The following is an 18,228-nucleotide window of genomic DNA, read 5'->3' as shown; positions in this document are numbered from 1 at the left end:
CCTAAGCATAAAATTTTTCAATAATCTTCTTTAATTGATGAAAATTTTTAGTTTCCATAAGGTTTAGCAATTCTTTCCTATCGTAAAAAATTTCAAGATCCTTCGGCTTCAGCTTCGATTCATTTAATTTTTTCAGGGAATCCAGGGCATCTTTAGAATAGCCGCCGGTTGTAATATAACATCCTCGGAACTGGTAACCTTCAGAAATATCGTTCTGAAATTTCTCCTTTATAAAAGGTAAAGTTTTTCGGAAAAACCAGCTAATTGATCCTTTTGTTTTAGAGTCACCTAAAGGGATTTCATAATTTGCTTTATAACCTTTGAGCTCTACAATCACTATTTCCTTTGGATTAGATGATCTGATTACATAGTCATACTCATAACCCTCAGTAACTTGTCCTTTGCCTCTTCTATAATAATAATTAGACTGAATTTCTGATGAGGGATATTTGTTTCTCAAAACCTGATACATCATCACTTCAAAGAGGGTCCCTTTGATAGCCTTTAATTGTTCTTCTTGTCCTGAATCATGAATAGTGGCTAGAGTATCTTCAATAATTTGATCAAAATTCTGATATTCAATAACTTCTTTATCAAATGAAATTTTAGAAAGATTCTCTAATATTTTTAAAATGTTTGAACCATATATAGAACCAAGGTCATAGCTGAGAAAACCTAATTTCTTGATTTTATTTTCAACTTTATTCGAACATTTTTTGTAAATAATAATTGGCAGGATTTTACGCTTACCTTCTTTTACAGAATTTAAATTGATTTGAATACGACTTACAAAGCCATCGAGATCAAACTCCTCATAATCTCTGTTGATCAGAATATCGAAAGCCACCAAAGTTTGTTTTTCAAACCCACTTTCGGCTGATCGCGGATTTAATCCAGTGGTTTTTGTATAAGCGAAAGCATCCCAGATTAGATTATTGTGTTTAGCACCCTTGAAGGGATTATTTCTGTTCCGGTAAATAATGTTTTGGTTGTCTATCAAATTTGATTTAATAAACCATGCTAAAATATCTTTTATCATGGCTGTATCCACAAGCATCTTCGCAAAATGCTTTTCAATTATACTCTCGTTTTCCTCCCTGGAATTAAAAATTAAATACTTGACTGAATTAATATCTGACTTCATCTGAAGGATTTCAGCTTTTTGTAAAAGATCTATAAGATCCTCAAGAGTATCGACCTTAGTACTGGATTTTTCTAAAGGAGAAGCCGTTATCTTTAAGGCTTCGTAGTACGATAGTATACCATCATTAACTTCTAGTCCAGCCAATAAACGAAAAAGGGGAGGACGGTGAATTTTGGAAATTATTTTTATTTTTTCTTTTGTGAGTTTCGTGGGACCCAGAGAGTAAGCAAATTGTCCTTTCCCAAAACTCATGGGCTGGGATGAATTTATCAGTTTCTTTTCACAAGCTCGTTGGATTATTTTTCTTGCATTGTCAGGTCGTACATTGAATTTCTCTTTAAGCTTTTCGCTTAATTCGCTACCAACGAGAACCTTTTTTTTAGAGAGAATTTCCTGAAGAAATTGTTCCTTTAGATTACCCAAATACTTCATAATGTCACGCTGCCCTTATAGTATAATATTAATAATTTAAATACCCCTTCAAATTTTTTAAATCGAATAATAAGTAATTGATTATTAATGTTTTATAATATAGCTTATGACGTAGCTTGATGAATTAAAAGTCACAATAGCTTAACCGTTCAAAGCCTGATGTTGATTTATTTAAACTTTAACGAGTTCTGAATATCCCATGGATTAAATAAATTATTTTCTCTGCAAAATCCATTTCTACTCATTTCCTCATAAAGAATAATCCGCTGCTTAGCTGTAAATTCTGGTTTCGATTCGAGCAAATTCTGCCAATTGTTCATCAATTCTTCTTTCTTCATCGCTAATCTTGTCTTCTTCGGTTTTGCATTTTTCACTTTTTCCTTGGAGTCGGTCAATATCACCCGATACTGCATTGATACGTCTTGGAAGTTCTCCCATAGGGTCTTCAGCTCCGAATACATCTCGCTCCCTTCTTCGAATTGCTGATTCCTCTTCTCTAAGTTTTTCTGTTTTTGCAGTATATCTTGCTTCCAAATCTTTTTGCTCCGCTTCAATTCTTTCTGACTCTGCTCGTTCTCCTTTTTCAGCTTCTCTAAGGCCATTTTCCTCCGGTTCAAATTCTGAATATAATCCTGCTTCTTGCTCTGTTTCCATTTTTCCCAGTCTTGATTTAGCTGCTGTTGTAAGTTCTCCAATTCGGACAATTTCAGCTCCAAGTTCTTTTTCAATTGCAAGAAATTTATCTGTCTCCATACATCGCTCAATTGATTGTATAAGCTCTCTAATTCTGGCTCTTCTGCATGTGGAAGATTCTTGAAAAAAACTTCTTTGCTGCTCATTAATTGACGGAAATTCTTTTCGATTCTCTCCGGTAATTGAAAAGTAGTCTGTATAGAATTCTTCATTGTTAAAAACCCATTTAGTGTTTGTTCCTGCTTCAATTATTTCCCTCAGTTCATCTTTATCTCCATGAGGTAGGTCTATTTGTATTGTATCTATGCCCAGGTTAATCAGTTTTGCTTTTTTTATATCATCAATGGGATGAGTTATAATTATTTCTATAAATAAAATAGGAGCTCCATTTTCACCATAGAATACCACATCGGGTCTTATATGTTTCTTCTTAACCTGACTGCTATCCTCTGTAGAAGGTTTGGCCTCAACCCTTTCCTTTAGAAAAAAAGTCTGCTGCGCCTTAATTTCTGAAGGATTAAACACTCTCTCTTCCCGCAGTAAAAGAGGAACATGAGAAGAACCTAGAGGAGGATATTTTAACACTTTTGGAAGAAGAATTGATCCTTTGTCGATGATGATTTTCTCAACAACTCTCTCTAAATATTTTTTACTATTAAAGGAACAATGAAAACTTTGTTTTTCCCTGGGATCAATTATATGCCGAAAATATGATTTATGCTCGGGGTTCTTCCTTTGAATGACCGCTTCTAAGGGCCTTTTGCATCCAATACAGGTATATCCCCTACGTCCACTCTCAGCTCTTGAAATATAAATATCTTCTCCTTCAAAGTGGGCATATTGAGTATCGAAATTTTCTATTTTCATGACTCAACTAGTTCAATTCGATCTATTTCCTTCATCAACTTGTCCGTTTCCGTCAAGGCGACAATGATCTTTTGATAATGTAGGATATCCTCAAAAGTCAGCTTCCTGTCCTTCCTGTCTTTGATCCACTTTTGAGCAGGCTGATACCCGCCAATGTAGAAATCCCAGGCTACTTCCGGAACATTGTCAAAGTACTGGCTGTCATTGATCCACACTTTTCCTGTTCCCTCATCTTCATTAGTGAGTTCAAATCCTGGACTGGTATTGGTGATTTTTCTCGTAATTTTATTGTCTCCATCAACAGGATAGCTGGTAATGAAGTTCTCCACCCGAGGATTTTCCAGCAGATGAATTGTCCTTAATTCCCCGCCTAACCTGACGAGCTGCCAAAACTTCTCCTGATCCTTCGGATAAGGAACCCTAGGAAAATCAATTTTTAAAAATTCCTTGTATGTCTTCCGGTAGGTTGGTGAATGTAGAACAGCATAAATGTAGTCCAGTAGATCTACAGGCGCGAAAGTTCCCGGTAAATCATCTTTTTCATAGGTATACTCTAGTCCTAATTTATTTGCAATGTCATAAATAATTTCCTCATTTAGATTTGGAGTTCTTGATCTACCGTCGATAAATACCTCCTGCTCATTTTTTTTCTCTGGATAGAGGTAGAGTGGAAAAACTTTCGGACCACCTCTCCTATATAAGTTCGTATCACAATAACTTTTTGAAAGATAAAGACAGTCGAAAACATCAATATTAGCGGATTCCGGTCTTGCAACAAGGACGATCCCTATATTATCTTTATCAAAGTGTCGTATAGTTTTTTCCCTGGCTCTCCCTAACAAGGTTATGTCATAGTAGATAAATTGCTTGTCAAAGGGCCGGTATAGATACTCCCTAATTTTTAGAGAATCAAAATCATGTTCTAAACGTTCAATGTTATTCTTTAATTCATCGGTAGTAATGGATATTAAATTTTTATCATCGTGAGATTTTATACCGCTTGAGTTAAAACTCAATAATTTAGTTACTTCAAATCCCTCTTTGTAGCTTTCTTCTAATTTAAGATCCTTTTGAACCATTAGAAAATTAGGAGCACTGTTTGCAACATTTACAAATGGGATTTGAGACAGATTAGTTTTTTCTAAAAAATCATATTTATCCAATCTTTTACCATAACAGTGGAAATGTAATACCTTACCTAATTCTTTAGTGTCTTTTTTCCCAGTTTTCACCAATATATTAATGGAAACCCCCTCCTTGATATCAAAAACATTTTCATCTTTACTTCCGTCCGGTGCCGTTTCTTTCTTTGTACTGTTTCCGTGTAAATCTATGGTGTATATTTTATCGTATGCCTTTAGTAAGTTCCAGCGCATACCCCTGAGTACAGAGCTGTCAAGAAAACCATGAGGAGTAATGTAGGCTAAGATCCCTTCTCCATTCTTTTCAATGAAATGTTGGCCATAGCGCAAAAATTTTATGTAGTCATTGTTTACTGATTTAGAATTTCTTTCTTTCAGCTTTTTCTTACCGCCTGGCTCCTTCTTGTAATCTTCCATAAGATTCATTATCCATTCTCCTTTATTGGCACTTTCGCCAGAATAAGGAGGGTTCCCAATAACACACATCACTGGTGTATCCCGCTTGATATGATTCGCTTCATTTGCCTCAATACTAAGCCAGTTTGAGAACAAAGTTCCTGTATCTTTATGATATTCTTCCAGAGAATTAGTGAGGTAAACATTAAGCCTCTGAGTACTACCATTCGTTTTATAGCCGGTTTCCCGTAAAAGCATATCCAGCTTTAAATGTGCCATGGCATAAGAGGCCATCAAGAGTTCGAAGCCATTAAGTCGCGGGATCAAATGCTCTTCCACATACCCACTCCAGGCACCCTGCATCTTTTCAAATTTTTGGGAGTAGATATAGTTTACCACTTCTGCCAGGAAAGTCCCTGTTCCTGTTGCAGGATCAAGGATCTGCACCCTGTGCACTTCCTTTTCCACTTGTCTGTAGCCGCTAACAGAGCGTTTGTCGGTAACATCTGTATTTACTTTTATTTTTGTTTTGGACGTGTCAGCAATTCCCTGAGGCAGATTAAATTCGGTTTTCAGAATATCATCAACGGCTCTAACTATAAACTTGACTACCGGTTCAGGCGTGTACCACACCCCACGTGCCTTCCGTAGTTTAGGATCATATTCTGCTAGAAAAGTTTCGTAAAAATGAATGATCGCATCCTGCGTCTGGGTGCTGCTTCCAAAATTCTTGAGCAGTTGTTCCACATTGGTCGCCCTGAATACTTCCGCGAGGTTATCTACTACTATTTTTATTCTGTCATCAATATCTGGACCTGCTACATAGCCAAACAATTTGCGCAAGAATGGATTGGATTTGGGTATGAGTTCTGCCGCCTCTTGTCTACTAAAGTCGGCCAGCGTAGGATCGTGAAGCCGGGCAGCAAACATTCCGTAGGCCAAAGTTTGTGCATATATGTCGGCAAAACCTTTGGGCGTAAGATCATGAATAAGGATTTCTTTAAAAGTCTCAAACTGCCCTTTTAGTGAAGTGTTTTCCTGCGTTTTTTCATCTGAAGTAATCGCATTCTCCAATATACTTTGAAGTAAACGAGCTTTATTGGCCATCATCACTGCTAATTTCTTGGATGATCTGATGGTCTGGCCTACAAAACTGCAGAAATTTATTAACAGGTTCTCAAATTGTTTGAAGTTCTCCTCCAATGGAATGACTCTCCCCTCTTCTATTTTTCCCAGACGAATTTCGTGAACCAATACTCCTTCACTATAAAACCTGAACCACAAATAGTCTGTTATGATAAGGTTGTCCAGAGCTTCGCGGTAACGAGTAAATTGCTCGTTGTATACCTTTGATGTAAGATCTTTACCTACATCTTTCGCTTCAATGTATCCAACTGGAATTTTGCCTCTTGTGAGAACATAGTCAGGATTCCCGCAGTCGGTAACGTCTGTAGGTTCATTAGTCACGTTAATCTCGGGGACAAGACTGCGAATTAAATTTTCAAGATCTCCTCTGTATGAATGTTCTCTGGATATTCCCGATCTGTAGCGATCACTGAGAATTACGAGATACTGATGTATGTTCATTAAATTTCTTATTAGAAGTTAGTTGCTACAGACTAACTGGTAGGGAGAAGTAGGTTCTGCGGCTCGGGTAGTAAATCTATAAAATTATCTTAAAAAGCACATTCTTTTACTCCTATATCTTCTTTACATAGAGGTAAGATTACCGTTAAGGAAGGACTATGTCACTTATTTTTACAAGTTTGAAGTTTTCAAATTGTAACGGCCCTTTCTTATACTTGCTTATATCAAAAAATTAATCTAACTTCGGATGCATTACTAGCTTTCAAAACAAAAAAAAGACTTTAGACCAATCCTTAGGTGAAAGCTAGTAATGCATCCAGTAAAAAAATTCTTAACCAGGTGCCCTATGTATACATAGGGCACCTCCTTTTTCTTTCAATTGCACATAACATTACTCGCTTTTTCTGTCACAAATTTATTCTATATTTGTGACAAATATTATTTCTAATAATGGCTGAATCAGTTGAAAAACAAGTAAAAAGAACCATCAAAAATTACCCTAGGGGCAAAATTTTTTTCCCAGAAAATTTTGACAAATTAGGTTCGTCCACAGCTATTAGAAAAGCTTTAAATCGACTAGAGAACGAAGGTATTCTTAAAAGATTAGCCCACGGTATATATCTCTACCCAAGAGAGCATCCCATTCTTGGGATAGTACATCCTACAACAGAAGAAATTGCCTTAGCAATAGCAAAAAGAGATAAGGCTAGAATTATCCCCACGGGACAACAGGCACTGAACAAATTAGGACTCTCAACACAGGTCCCTATGAATCTCATCTTTTTCACTGATGGTTCCCCAAGGTCTATCAAAATAAAAAAAGGAACAATCAAATTTAAAAAAGGGTCTCCCCGATTACTTTCCCTCAAAAATGATCAAATGATCCTCGTGATTCAGGCCTTAAAGGAATTAGGAAAAGATAATATTACTCCTGAAATAAAAAACACTATCAAAAAGGTCCTTGAACAGGTAGAGCAGGAGACAGTGAAACATGACATAAAACTGGCTCCTGTTTGGATTAAAAAAATAATAAAAGAATCTATCGAGCAGTAATGGAAGAATGGTTTAAATTAAGCATACAAGACAGAGAACTTATAATAAAGCAGGTAAGTTCGGAAACAGGATTGCTTCCAGTTGCTGTAGAGAAAGATCTTTGGGTGATGATCGCTTTACGAGGCATTTTCAGTACCGAACTGAAAGATCATCTGGTTTTCAAGGGGGGCACTTCTTTGAGTAAAGCGTGGGGAATTATTGAAAGATTTTCAGAAGATATAGATCTGGCCATAGATCGATCCTTCTTCGGGTTTAATGGAGATTTGAGTCGACAACAAATAAAAAATTTAAGAAAGGCCTCATGCAAATATGTAAGTAAACAATTTTGTCATTCCCTTCATGAGGCCCTTTCTGGTCAGGGAGTAAAGGAATTCGAGCTTTCGGTGACTAAGTTTGAGGAGTCTGATACGGATCCCTTAGCAGTTGAACTGCGCTACAAATCATTAGTAGATAAACAGGAATATCTACAGCCCCGCATTTTAATTGAGATCAGCTCCCGATCACTTATTGAACCTTATGAGGTAAAAGAATTGAGGTCTTTAATTAGTGAAATTTTTCCTGATCAAGAATTCGCGGGAAAGCCTGTAGATATCCCCACAGTACTTCCTTCGAGAACGTTATTAGAAAAAATGTTTCTACTGCATGAGGAGTTTCAAAAGCCGAATGAAAGAAAGATCAGAAGTGCCCGAATGACTCGCCATTTATATGACATTTCTAAACTAATGGCAACCAAATATCTGGAGGACGCTCTTACAGACAAAGAGTTGTATTCCACCATAGTTGAGCACAGACAGAAGTTTACAAGAATATCTTGGGTTGATTATTCAAGGCATCAATATGGGACTCTCCAATTTTTACCCCCTGATCATATCCTTACCGATTACAGAAGTGACTATGAGGCTATGAGAGAAAGTATGTTTTACGGAAACACAGAGTCATTCGACAATCTTCTCATCAAATTAAGACAACTCAATGAAAGAGTTAATGGCATCCAATGAAGACCAGGGAAACGATTTAAAAGAAAATCTTTCTTAAAATTTTGCTCGTAAGATAACCGAAATTCGATTCAAAGGTCAAAAGCGAACGCAGCGCAGCGAAGTGCTGCAAGCCCAAATCTACCGAACTAATACTATGTTGTGAGGCAAAAATCTCAGCTGTAATGTGGTCTTTTACTAAAGAAAGATCTCTTTCAGGACTTTTTCCAGATGTTTTAGTAAAATAAAAAATTTAAAAAAAAGGCAGAATTGTCTAATGGATCGTAAAGCCTGGGGGTATGCACCGCAACATCGCTCCGCGTGTTGCCCTCTTGCTATTCTCCTTTTACTATTCTCCTTTTACTATTCTCCTTTTAGTTTTACAAAAACACTCTGGATAATGAATTTTCTATGATTGTAATTTCCATAATTGGCAGCTTCTCTTCCAGGAAAAATACTGGAACCGGCATGTCAAAACTATCCAAGTAGTCTCTACGTCCCTTTCCTGTCTGAATCGTCCAAGGGTTCAAGGCTAAGGCGCTTTCGATGCTTCTTTTTGTAGTACTTGTTAAATCTCCAGTACGATATGGCTCCCAATAAAGCTACAATGACCACTGAGTAATAAACAAAGTTAGGAGTAATCACCTTATCTCCACTGGCATAGGAATGCAGGCCGGAAAGATAGAAGTTAACCCCAAAGTAAGTCATCATAATACTGGCGAAGGCAACTATGGCCATAAAATTAAACAACCAGCGGCTTCTCATTCCCGGGACGAGGCGCATGTGAATCACAAAACCGTAAAACATAATACTCGCCAAAGCCCAGGTTTCTTTAGGGTCCCAACCCCAGTAACGGCCCCAGCTTTCGTTGGCCCATTGACCTCCAAGAAAGTTCCCGATAATTAACATGACTAATCCGACGGTAAGCGCCATTTCGGTAATAATGGTAATTTCCTTAATATTGAGGTCCATTTTCTTTTTATTTTTCTCCGTTGTCATAATCATTAGCAGTAAAGCAACCACTCCGAGAATCATTCCCAAAGTAAACGGTCCGTAACTACCTACAATTATCGGAACGTGGATTACTACCCAATAGGAATCTAGTACCGGGGGTAAATTAGCGATTGCTGGGTCCATCCAGTTCAAATGTGCAATCATTAAAATCATGGAGGTCACAAAAGCGGTTGAAGAGATAGTAAGATGACTTTTCCTTCCAAAGAGCAATCCAAACAACATCGTTGCCCATGCGACATAGATCATCGATTCATAAGCGTCACTCCAGGGAGCATGTCCCGAAATAAACCAGCGGGCAATAAGTCCTGTAGTATGTAAGACAAAGAAAATTATAATTGCGACTATACTCAACTTAATTAAGCCGCGAATAACTTTACCGTCTTTAAAGATCTGGAAGATCACGAAAATTAACATGAGTACGCCTGTCAGCAGATAAAAGGAGAACAAGGTCCTGAAAATATCATATTTATTATAAAGAATCTCGGCTTTTATCTTTTCTTCTGAAGGCATTACTTCTGCGCCGAATTTCTGCTGAAAGCTCTTGATGCTTCCCAACAACTCGTTCGCCTGAGAATAATCACCTGTTTCCTTCGCAGTTCTTAAAGCGCCGAAGTACATTGGCAGGATCTGCCGGGTGTACAGCGAATCCATTCCTTGAAAGCCAGCTTCGGCAGCTTCAGGAAAAGATACCCACTTGTTGTTTTCGTGCTCGGGAATTGGAAAAATCCTGAGAAATTTGCCTTGCAGAGTATTGTAAAGCAGGTTCACGCGCCGGTCAGTTTTGATAAAATCCGTTTCAAATTTGTCCGGAACAGCAGCCTTATAGGCGCTTTCGAGGTACGGAGAAAGCTTATAATTTCCCTCGCTGTCAAAAAAACTGGTCAGTGCCAGAAATTTCTGATCTTCAGGCACCCCTACTACGTGCCGGATACTGTCATTGCCGATAGGTACGTTAATTATCGGAACATTATACCAGATCGTTGGATTTTCCGTCATGCTTACCAAAACTTGATCAGAGGTCAATCCTTCATACTTGTGGCTCGTGCTGAGTTTTCGAAGTAATTCTGAAGAATAAGTGTTAACCGGCTTCATTCTTCCACCGGCATCCTGCACCACAAGTCGGCCAAACTGCGCCGCATGTTCTTCAGAAACAACATTTGCTTTTATGATGGAATCAATTCTTGCTTTAGGAATCGCCAACGGATTATTGTGTTCGTGGTTTTGCTCCTGTGCAAATCCTGAAGCAGCTGTGAACATCGCAATGGCAACAGTCATTAATTTCGATTTCTTTTTCTTTACTTTTTCAAGCATGAGTTTTAGCTCGCCAAATCTCGAACCCTTAGCAAAAAGAACCCACATTAACCCAATATACAACAGGGTATAACCTATATACGTGATCCATGTTCCCCAAAAGTCGTGGTTTACAGAAAGGACGGTTCCCTTCTCATCTGCATCAAAGGAAGCCTGGAAAAAGCGATATCCTTTGTGGTCTAACACATGATTCATAAAAATTTCATAGTCAAAGCTTTCCTCATCAACAACGGTCACTTTACTTTTAAAAGATGAGTAACTTTTTTCTGTTCCGGGATATTTGTCGGCGATAAAATCATTCAATTTAATAGAAAATGGAAGCTCATATTCCTTGGAGCCGTACTGTACGTAAAATTCCAATCCGCCAATGCTAAACATTTTAGGATCATTAATCCATCCCTTTCCTCCTAGCAATTTTACGATTTCAGATTCTCCACCGGTACTTACTTTGACCACTGCTGCATCCTGTTGCCCATCTAACTTCTCTTCAGTTGGAATGACATCATATCTACCTCTAACAACAGGATCGGGTAATACAAATTGCATTCCTGCCATATTATAGAGAGACCTTAAATTTAAAGTTTGAACAGAATCTGCCAGTACCTCTCCCTGTTGTTGGTCTGCCATTCTCATGTAAGTTCCTTCAAAAGGAGAAGAGATTGTATACTCCCCGTTTTCATGAGTGATATTGATTGCCCCTTCGGTTGGTTTGTTTAAAGCGAAGAGAATATTATGAATGCTGGAAACTTCATTTTCCTTTATGTAATGATCATGACGATCACCTCCCCCGGCTTCCACTATTTTGAGATAGTTCTCCCCTTCGGGATTTTCGACAAGTCCTTCTTCGGCTCCATGGATAAAGTCGATGATTTCAAGCTTTACAGGTTGCCCGTTGTAATCTGTATTAAAAGTGTGGTCATTTGAAGCACCTGGAGCTAATAAAACGGCTTCTTCCACCACTCTACGTCTGGGTTCTCCGTCAATTTCTCCGTCAATAAAAGTTGTCAAAAATGTCTTTTCTGAGAGAAATGTGTTTTCAGTCGCTCCCTCTCTAATAGGCATCATACCTTCATAACTTATATACCTGGTTACAAAAGCACCCACCAGAATTAAGATGAAAGAAAGGTGGAGCAGTAAAGAAGACCATTTTTCTTTCTTATGTAGCCGGTAACGAAAGATGTTCCCTAAAAAATTAAGTACAAATAATGCCATGATGACTTCAAACCACAGCGCATTATAAATCCAGACTTTGGCTGTTTCTGTACTGTACCAGTTTTCGATAAAAGTTCCCATTCCCAGGGCAATAGCAAAAACGATAAAAAGGAAGCCCATTAAACGAGTAGAGAATACAATAGATGCTAATTTTTTTTGCATGAAGGGAGGGCTTTTTAGACGCCGCAAAAATAGGGAATTTATGAAGAAATTAAGGTTCCTTTAATAGGAGTTTTTGCAGAGATAAATCAAACGGACGTATGGTTTGAGGGTGACTGCAATGTAGTGGAAGGATTTTCTCCTGGAGCGAAATGAAGGGAATTCTGTAGCCATGGGTCCAAGACTCTTTCCCTAAGCTCTTTTTCCGAAGCGCAGCGTAGGGAAATATGCTGAGGGAGTGGATTTAAGTTGTCTTTTAACTTATCCATAATTTGTACAACCTGTGGAACAACTTGTGGTAATAGTAGTGAAACAACTTGTGTAATAGTTTTGATTTCTATTTTAAAACAATAAAAACACACTCTCAAAAAGATCTTTATTTTTTATTTTTTTGTTTTCCTATGTACCTTTCTATAATGTTTTCATTTTTTTCCGGCGGGTAAAAGAAAAAAGAGGAGTGATAGTATCGATGAGCTGGAGACGGTGTCTTCTTTTTCGGTAGACGATTTTCTGAGGCAGACTACTGTACTTTAGGCACCATTGTACTGTTTCTTTATGAATTGGCCCCGAATAGTTTTTCTTAATCTTTAAAAGTCTTTCTTTTTCTGCAGCGTTTTTTAAACGGGAAGCAATGGCTTTGGAAATTTTGAAGATCTTTTCTACTCCATTGACTGAAACAGGCACAGCTTTTTTTCTGTTCCGACCAGATAGAAGAAAATGATAGGTTCTCCCTTTTTTCTGAACGCTTTCCTTTTCTCTTTGTCTTTTCAGATAAATACTGTGTAAATAAGCATAAATTCCTGCCCCTATAAAAGCTTTTAATCTATAGAGGTCAAGTGGTAGTAGGAGGATCGCACTACGGCTCCTCCACTCATTTTCATCTCTTATTCTATCAAAGGATTTTATAAGATAATAACCAGTTTTTGTATTGAGTCTCAGCCATCCTTTTTCTTCAAAAAAGCGAACATAGGATTTTACTGTTTTCTCTGACTTGATCCTTAATACCTGCTGAATGGCTCTCATCTCTCCCCATGACAGTCTGGATTTTCCATGCGGGTACATCATTTTGAGAAGCAGGAAAAACCGAACCCTGGAAATATAATGTTCCTGTTGAGCAGAAATAAGTAATTGAACCGGGACCTTTATTGGGCGCATAAGGATTAAGAAATAGAAGATGAATAATTCTAAAGGGGGATCAGGACCTAAGGCGGCTTAAAAGCTAAAGTGTAGTTTATACCCATGATGGTTGATAAAAAATCCCTCCAAAAGTTTCATGTTGGTCTTCGGCGGGATAGGTGATTTGACTTTCGTGAAGCCAAATTCAGGAAGGGTTCACTGGATAAGGGAATTGATGAGCTACTTTAACTATTACCAAGACTCAGAATTATACTTTCTTCAATAATTCACTTTATCCAGCTAAAAATTAATAATTGAAGAAGACAATCGATCACATGCCGCTCCTGACTTCTACGAAAAGGAAGAATAAATTTTTTAAAAAAACTGAATTACTTCTGGAAGTAATTCAGTTTTAAGGACTCGAAGAGGGATCAAGGCCGGTGAATTCGCAAAACTTTTTATAAATGACTCACAGGCAATTGAATCGTTTTGGGTCGAAAATTTATGTGCTCTGTCAACTGACTTTGGTTCTGCACCTATTTGTACTTATTCTGTACTTATTCTGTACTAGGACAAAAAGAAAAAGGCTTCACATTTCTGTGAAGCCTTGTCTTTGCTAGTAGCGGGAACTGGACTCGAACCAGTGACCTTCGGGTTATGAGCCCGACGAGCTACCTACTGCTCTATCCCGCGATATTGGACTGCAAATATACAGTCAATTTTCATTTCTCCAAAGCTTTTTTTTGAAAATTATTCCATCACCCAGTTCATAGCCTTTATTCGCTCCTTTCTCTCAAAAGTTTTAACCTTGGCAGGAACTATTAGATCTTTAATATCCATAGATTTTTGAAACAACTTATTGTCTGTAACTACTGCTATTTTTTCCAGATCCTTTGAATGAGAAAAATGGAAAGAAAGAATTTCCATAAAGCCTCTAAAAGAGGCACCTTCATCATTCTGGTCCTCGATGTACAGACAAATAGGGGATATTTTCTTAATCCTTTGTTTTACTGCTTCTAAAATCTCCTCTATTTTCTCCTGATCAATTTCAGAATTGACCATAAAGCCAACAACATTTTCAGCAAATTCAAAAGATTTTTCCACAGTTTGTTTTTTGATACCGTTCCCGAATTTAAAAAAAGTATCTTATAAACCGCTGAAATTTTTGATTTTATAAAGATTACTGATCGATACTGGCTACCTGAAAGCTATTTAATTCTCCATCTTCAAATGAGACTGAAACTTCAATAGGATTACAGCAATTCTCACAATCTTCGATATATTTCTGTTCTCCAATTGAAGGATCAAGAAGCATGGAAATTTCCTCCCAGCAGTATGGACATTGAAAGAAATGCTCAATCATAGCTATCCTTTTTCTTCAATAGAAAGCTGCACTTGCTCCCAATCTTTCATTAATCGGGACAGTTCTTTTTTCTTTTCCTGATAGGTATTTAAAAAGTCTTTTTGAGCAACGCTTTTCTCATAGTTGGCAGCAAGTTCAACATCTTTTGCTTTTATTTCTTTTTCAAGACGGGAGATTTTGCTTTCAATGTTGCTCAATTTGTTATTAAGGGATTTTAGCTTTTTCTGGTTCTCGTAAGAATCTTTATTACTTTCCTTTGGTGCCTGCTTTTCAACATCTCTCTTCTCAACCTCACGCATATCCACCAGTTTACGCTGGTCAAGGTAATAATCTATATCTCCCAGATACTCCTTTATTTTATGATCCTTAAATTCATAAACTTTGTTTGTAAGCCCCTGCAGGAAATCCCTGTCGTGCGAAACCAGGATTAAGGTACCTTCAAAACTCTTTAAAGCGTCTTTAAGAACATTCTTTGATTTAATATCCAGGTGGTTTGTAGGCTCATCCATCACTAGAACATTAAAGGGCTGAAGCAGCATTTTTGCCAAAGCCAACCTGTTCCTCTCTCCTCCCGAAAGTACCCTCACATATTTATCGACTTCATCCCCTCTAAATAAAAAGGAACCCAGGATATCCCTCACCTTTGACCTGTTCTTTTCATTAGCAGCATCTATCATCGTGTCCAGGACTGTCTTTGAACCATCAAGATACTCGGCTTGATTCTGAGCAAAATACCCTATTTGAACGTTGTGCCCCAGCTTAAGCTCTCCTTTATGGTCCAGCTCTCCAACAATAATTTTAGCAAGTGTTGATTTTCCCTGCCCGTTTTGACCTACAAAAGCAGTCTTTGAGTCCCGTTCAATAAGCAGGTCAATATTCTTAAGCACAGTTTTATGGCCATAATTCTTGGAAATATGATGTGCTTCAATAACCACTTTCCCCGGAACTACCGAAACGGGAAATTTTAAATTCATGACCGAATTATCATCCTCGTCGACTTCGATACGATCGATCTTGTCAAGCTTTTTTATAAGAGACTGGGCCATGCTTGCCTTGGAAGCTTTAGCACGGAATTTTTCAATAAGTTTCTCCGTCTGCTGGATTTGTTTCTCCTGATTTTTTTGTGAAGCCAGTTGTTGCTCCCTTAATTCATTGCGAAGCACCAGGTACTTTGAATATGGTTTATTAAAATCATAAATCCTGCCCAATGAAATCTCAATAGTCCTGTTCGTCACATTGTCCAGGAACATCTTATCATGGGAAACAATTACTACAGCACCAGGATAATTATTTAAAAATCCTTCAAGCCAGATAATGGATTCAATATCAAGGTGGTTGGTAGGCTCATCCAGCAAAAGAATATCGTTTTGCTGAAGCAGAAGCTTAGCCAGCTCTATTCTCATTCTCCAACCCCCGGAAAAGGTGTTGGTCAGTTTGCCAAAATCTTCTCTTTTAAACCCGAGGCCCTGCAGGATCCTCTCGGTTTCTCCCTGATAACTATAGCCGCCATGGATCTCATATTGATGCTGCACATCATTGAGATCTACCATTAACTGGTGGTATTCCTCACTCTCATAGTCTGTACGCTCTGCAAGTTGATGATTGATCCTCTCAAGACGTTTTTCGAGTTCCTTTATTTCCTCAAAGGCTTCATAAGATTCTTCCAGCACAGTTCTTCCTTCAACGAAGTCAATATCCTGTTTAAGAAACCCAATCTTTAGATCCTTGTCGGCAGCAATTTGGCCGGTATCGGGTTCCATTTCTCCCGAAAGGATCTTGAGCATAGTAGATTTTCCGGCCCCGTTTTTTCCTATTAATCCCACCCTGTCACCGGCTCCAAGCCTAAAAGTGATCTCTTCAAATAAATATTCTCCACCAAAGGAGACCGATAAGTTGTGTATATTCAACATTCCACTGCAAAATTTTTGCAAAGATGCTCACTTTTTTCGGGGGAAAAAAATAACCTTTTAATTGCATCGGGTTAATTGAAAACCAGTTAAGAACCCAAATTTTTAATCTTCTGGCTTTATCTTCTTATATGAAATTTTCAAAAGATGTTCCAATTTAAGGTCTTGAAGGCAATTAGGAGGCGGGAAGATAAATTCCTGGTTGAGTATCTTTAAAAGTTATTGAACTACCGCAAAGTAAGAAAAGAAAAATACGCCGAAAATCAACCCTTTTTAGCAACTCATTAATGCCCGGTCCCTCCCATATTTCAAAGAAGATTCTTAAATTTACAACAGATTACAGAATCCTATGGAATTCCTGAAAGGAAATAAACTATACAGCATTTTCACCGGCACCTGTCCTGTGTGCCAGGAAGAAAGCATGTACAAAGAACCGAATCCTTATAAAATATCCAGACTGTTTGAAATGCATGAGCGTTGCTCCAATTGCGGCACAAAATACAAAATGGAGCCTTCTTTCTTCTTTGGAGCCATGTATGTAAGTTATGCAGTGGGAATAGCATTTGCAACTGCAGCCTTCGTGATCTCCTATTGGTTTCTGGGCCTTTCTCTACTCCCTACTTTTATCGCAATAGTCATTACCCTAATCCTGTTTTTGCCGGTTATTGTACGCTGGAGCAGAAACATATGGGTGAATTTCTTTTTTTCTTACGACCCTAAAAAGGCAAGTAATTAAGCCTCTTCATACCATTTTTTGGTAAATCGTGAAATGTCGGTCTCTGGATCCAGTGATTTCCCTTCTTCAATAAAGCTTAAAAGCTCCTGGGAAATTGAAGGAGCTATGAGAATGCCCCGGCTTCCAAAACCATTACAGGTGTAAAGATTGCTGAATTTTGGATGCTGTCCCACCAGTGGCCTCCTGTCAATTGTCGAAGGTCTAAGTCCGGCAACCTGATCCACCACTTCAAAATCTATTTTAATAAGGTCTTTCAGTTTTTTAATTAGTTCCTCCCGTGCTGCTGTAGTAGGTCCGGGTGTTTTGTCGCTGTTACTGTAAGTCGCACCTACAGCATAATGTTCACCCCCCGCAGGAAAAATGAAGATGGAGGATTTCACCCCTACTTCTAGATCGAGCCCGGGTGCTTTTATAATTATGTATTCTCCTTTGTTCCCTCTTAACGGAAGATAGTTGAAAAATGGATTATTTTTTAATCCAAAACCTTCACAAAAAATGACATTTTTGGCACTTAGATTTTTGTACCTGACGCCTGTAGAGTTAATTTCCAACTTATCGTAATCAAAAGTCTCCTTTATAAAAGAACCTTTTTCCTTGAGATGCTCAGCATAGGATTCCAAAAGATATCGCGGATCGATGCGGGAGGCACCAAGAACTTTGCCGAAAGAAAACGGTCCCGGAATATGCTTGTTGAGGTTTGAAACAAGATTGGTGTCGAGATAAGGAGACATTTTAGGCTTATCGGCTGCAGTAAACCAGTTGTTCTGCTCCTCAATTGAAGAAAACCTCCTGTAGACCTCTAAAGGTCCTAAAAAGGTCTTTTCCAAAGTCTCTTCCATGTCCCTGTAAAACCTATAGGCAATGTCCAACTGAACATCGGCGTTCCAGGCCAGGGTGAAACGCTTCAGGACGACCGGATTCATGAATCCGCCGGCTACTTTTGAGGCTTCCTGGCTCTCGTCATCAAAAACAACAAAGGATTTTCCGCTTTTTTCGAGCCTGTAAGCAAGACAGCTTCCGCTAAGACCTGCGCCAACAATTATAAAGTCTTTCATACCGCAAAAATAGGTATAAAAAAACGCCTTTCTGAGAGGAAAGGCGCTTAAATATAATTTCAGGATA

The 18,228-nt window shown here is 38.2% G+C and carries 12 protein-coding genes and 1 tRNA gene; 3 read left to right on the top strand and 10 right to left on the bottom strand.

Going from position 1 to position 18,228, the window contains the following annotated elements:
• Position 1: 1 nt before the first annotated feature.
• From OU683_RS01825 to OU683_RS01815, 3 genes are all read right to left on the bottom strand, one after another.
• On the bottom strand, positions 2-1,576 hold the full coding sequence (locus OU683_RS01825; RefSeq protein WP_268134563.1) for a hypothetical protein: 1,575 nt from the start codon (positions 1,574-1,576) through the stop codon (positions 2-4).
• Positions 1,577-1,846: 270 nt separating this feature from the next.
• A complete protein-coding gene (locus OU683_RS01820; protein ID WP_268134562.1) occupies positions 1,847-3,136 on the bottom strand; it encodes a hypothetical protein in 1,290 nt (429 codons plus the stop codon).
• Positions 3,133-6,261: a type ISP restriction/modification enzyme gene (locus OU683_RS01815; RefSeq protein ID WP_268134561.1), complete on the bottom strand. Its 3,129-nt coding sequence runs from the start codon at positions 6,259-6,261 to the stop codon at positions 3,133-3,135. The genes OU683_RS01820 and OU683_RS01815 overlap by 4 nt, the downstream gene beginning before the upstream one ends.
• Positions 6,262-6,711: 450 nt before the next feature.
• On the opposite strand from OU683_RS01815, the gene OU683_RS01810 reads away from it, so the two are divergent.
• Both OU683_RS01810 and OU683_RS01805 read left to right on the top strand, forming a co-directional pair.
• Positions 6,712-7,314 carry a DUF6088 family protein gene (locus OU683_RS01810; protein WP_268134559.1) on the top strand — a complete coding sequence of 201 codons (603 nt, stop codon included), beginning with the start codon at positions 6,712-6,714 and terminating at the stop codon, positions 7,312-7,314.
• A complete protein-coding gene (locus OU683_RS01805; protein WP_268134557.1) occupies positions 7,314-8,312 on the top strand; it encodes a nucleotidyl transferase AbiEii/AbiGii toxin family protein in 999 nt (332 codons plus the stop codon). Before OU683_RS01810 ends, OU683_RS01805 begins: the two co-directional genes overlap by 1 nt.
• 468 nt (positions 8,313-8,780) lie before the next feature.
• Here the strand turns inward: OU683_RS01805 and OU683_RS01800 are convergent, their stop codons facing one another.
• The 6 genes from OU683_RS01800 to OU683_RS01775 form a co-directional block, all read right to left on the bottom strand.
• Positions 8,781-11,987: a cytochrome c biogenesis protein gene (locus OU683_RS01800; protein ID WP_268134555.1), complete on the bottom strand. Its 3,207-nt coding sequence runs from the start codon at positions 11,985-11,987 to the stop codon at positions 8,781-8,783.
• A gap of 408 nt (positions 11,988-12,395) precedes the next feature.
• The gene (locus tag OU683_RS01795; protein ID WP_268134553.1) at positions 12,396-13,139 is read right to left on the bottom strand and encodes a hypothetical protein; all 744 of its coding nucleotides are present in this window, start codon (positions 13,137-13,139) and stop codon (positions 12,396-12,398) included.
• Between the two features lie 581 nt (positions 13,140-13,720).
• A tRNA-Met gene (locus OU683_RS01790) sits at positions 13,721-13,793 on the bottom strand.
• Between the two features lie 57 nt (positions 13,794-13,850).
• On the bottom strand, positions 13,851-14,204 hold the full coding sequence (locus OU683_RS01785) for a SpoIIAA family protein (RefSeq protein WP_268134551.1): 354 nt from the start codon (positions 14,202-14,204) through the stop codon (positions 13,851-13,853).
• Between the two features lie 76 nt (positions 14,205-14,280).
• On the bottom strand, positions 14,281-14,463 hold the full coding sequence (locus OU683_RS01780; protein ID WP_268134549.1) for a CPXCG motif-containing cysteine-rich protein: 183 nt from the start codon (positions 14,461-14,463) through the stop codon (positions 14,281-14,283).
• Positions 14,464-14,465: 2 nt separating this feature from the next.
• Positions 14,466-16,373 carry an ABC-F family ATP-binding cassette domain-containing protein gene (locus OU683_RS01775; protein WP_268134547.1) on the bottom strand — a complete coding sequence of 636 codons (1,908 nt, stop codon included), beginning with the start codon at positions 16,371-16,373 and terminating at the stop codon, positions 14,466-14,468.
• A gap of 346 nt (positions 16,374-16,719) precedes the next feature.
• On the opposite strand from OU683_RS01775, the gene OU683_RS01770 reads away from it, so the two are divergent.
• Positions 16,720-17,106, top strand: coding sequence for a DUF983 domain-containing protein (locus OU683_RS01770; protein WP_268134545.1), 387 nt, complete (start codon positions 16,720-16,722; stop codon positions 17,104-17,106).
• Here OU683_RS01770 and OU683_RS01765 read toward each other — a convergent pair.
• Entirely contained in the window at positions 17,103-18,161 is a 1,059-nt protein-coding gene (locus tag OU683_RS01765; protein WP_268134543.1) for an NAD(P)/FAD-dependent oxidoreductase, read from the bottom strand. The genes OU683_RS01770 and OU683_RS01765 overlap by 4 nt on opposite strands.
• Positions 18,162-18,228 lie beyond the last annotated feature (67 nt).

The organism is Salinimicrobium sp. TH3, assembly GCF_026676115.1.
Classification (GTDB): Bacteria; Bacteroidota; Bacteroidia; order Flavobacteriales; family Flavobacteriaceae; genus Salinimicrobium.
The sequence above is the reverse complement of the archived record's forward strand: the minus strand, read 5'-3'. Positions and strand labels throughout refer to the sequence as shown.

Excerpts from the sequence above, each read along its gene's own strand:
- OU683_RS01765 (WP_268134543.1), bottom strand. The coding sequence starts at position 18,161 with ATGAAAGACTTTATAATTGTTGGCGCAGGTCTTAGCGGAAGCTGTCTT.
- OU683_RS01775 (WP_268134547.1), bottom strand. The coding sequence starts at position 16,373 with ATGTTGAATATACACAACTTATCGGTCTCCTTTGGTGGAGAATATTTA.
- OU683_RS01810 (WP_268134559.1), top strand. The coding sequence starts at position 6,712 with ATGGCTGAATCAGTTGAAAAACAAGTAAAAAGAACCATCAAAAATTAC.
- OU683_RS01825 (WP_268134563.1), bottom strand. The coding sequence starts at position 1,576 with ATGAAGTATTTGGGTAATCTAAAGGAACAATTTCTTCAGGAAATTCTC.
- OU683_RS01770 (WP_268134545.1), top strand. The coding sequence starts at position 16,720 with ATGGAATTCCTGAAAGGAAATAAACTATACAGCATTTTCACCGGCACC.
- OU683_RS01805 (WP_268134557.1), top strand. The coding sequence starts at position 7,314 with ATGGAAGAATGGTTTAAATTAAGCATACAAGACAGAGAACTTATAATA.
- OU683_RS01815 (WP_268134561.1), bottom strand. The coding sequence starts at position 6,261 with ATGAACATACATCAGTATCTCGTAATTCTCAGTGATCGCTACAGATCG.
- OU683_RS01800 (WP_268134555.1), bottom strand. The coding sequence starts at position 11,987 with ATGCAAAAAAAATTAGCATCTATTGTATTCTCTACTCGTTTAATGGGC.
- OU683_RS01820 (WP_268134562.1), bottom strand. The coding sequence starts at position 3,136 with ATGAAAATAGAAAATTTCGATACTCAATATGCCCACTTTGAAGGAGAA.
- OU683_RS01795 (WP_268134553.1), bottom strand. The coding sequence starts at position 13,139 with ATGCGCCCAATAAAGGTCCCGGTTCAATTACTTATTTCTGCTCAACAG.
- OU683_RS01780 (WP_268134549.1), bottom strand. The coding sequence starts at position 14,463 with ATGATTGAGCATTTCTTTCAATGTCCATACTGCTGGGAGGAAATTTCC.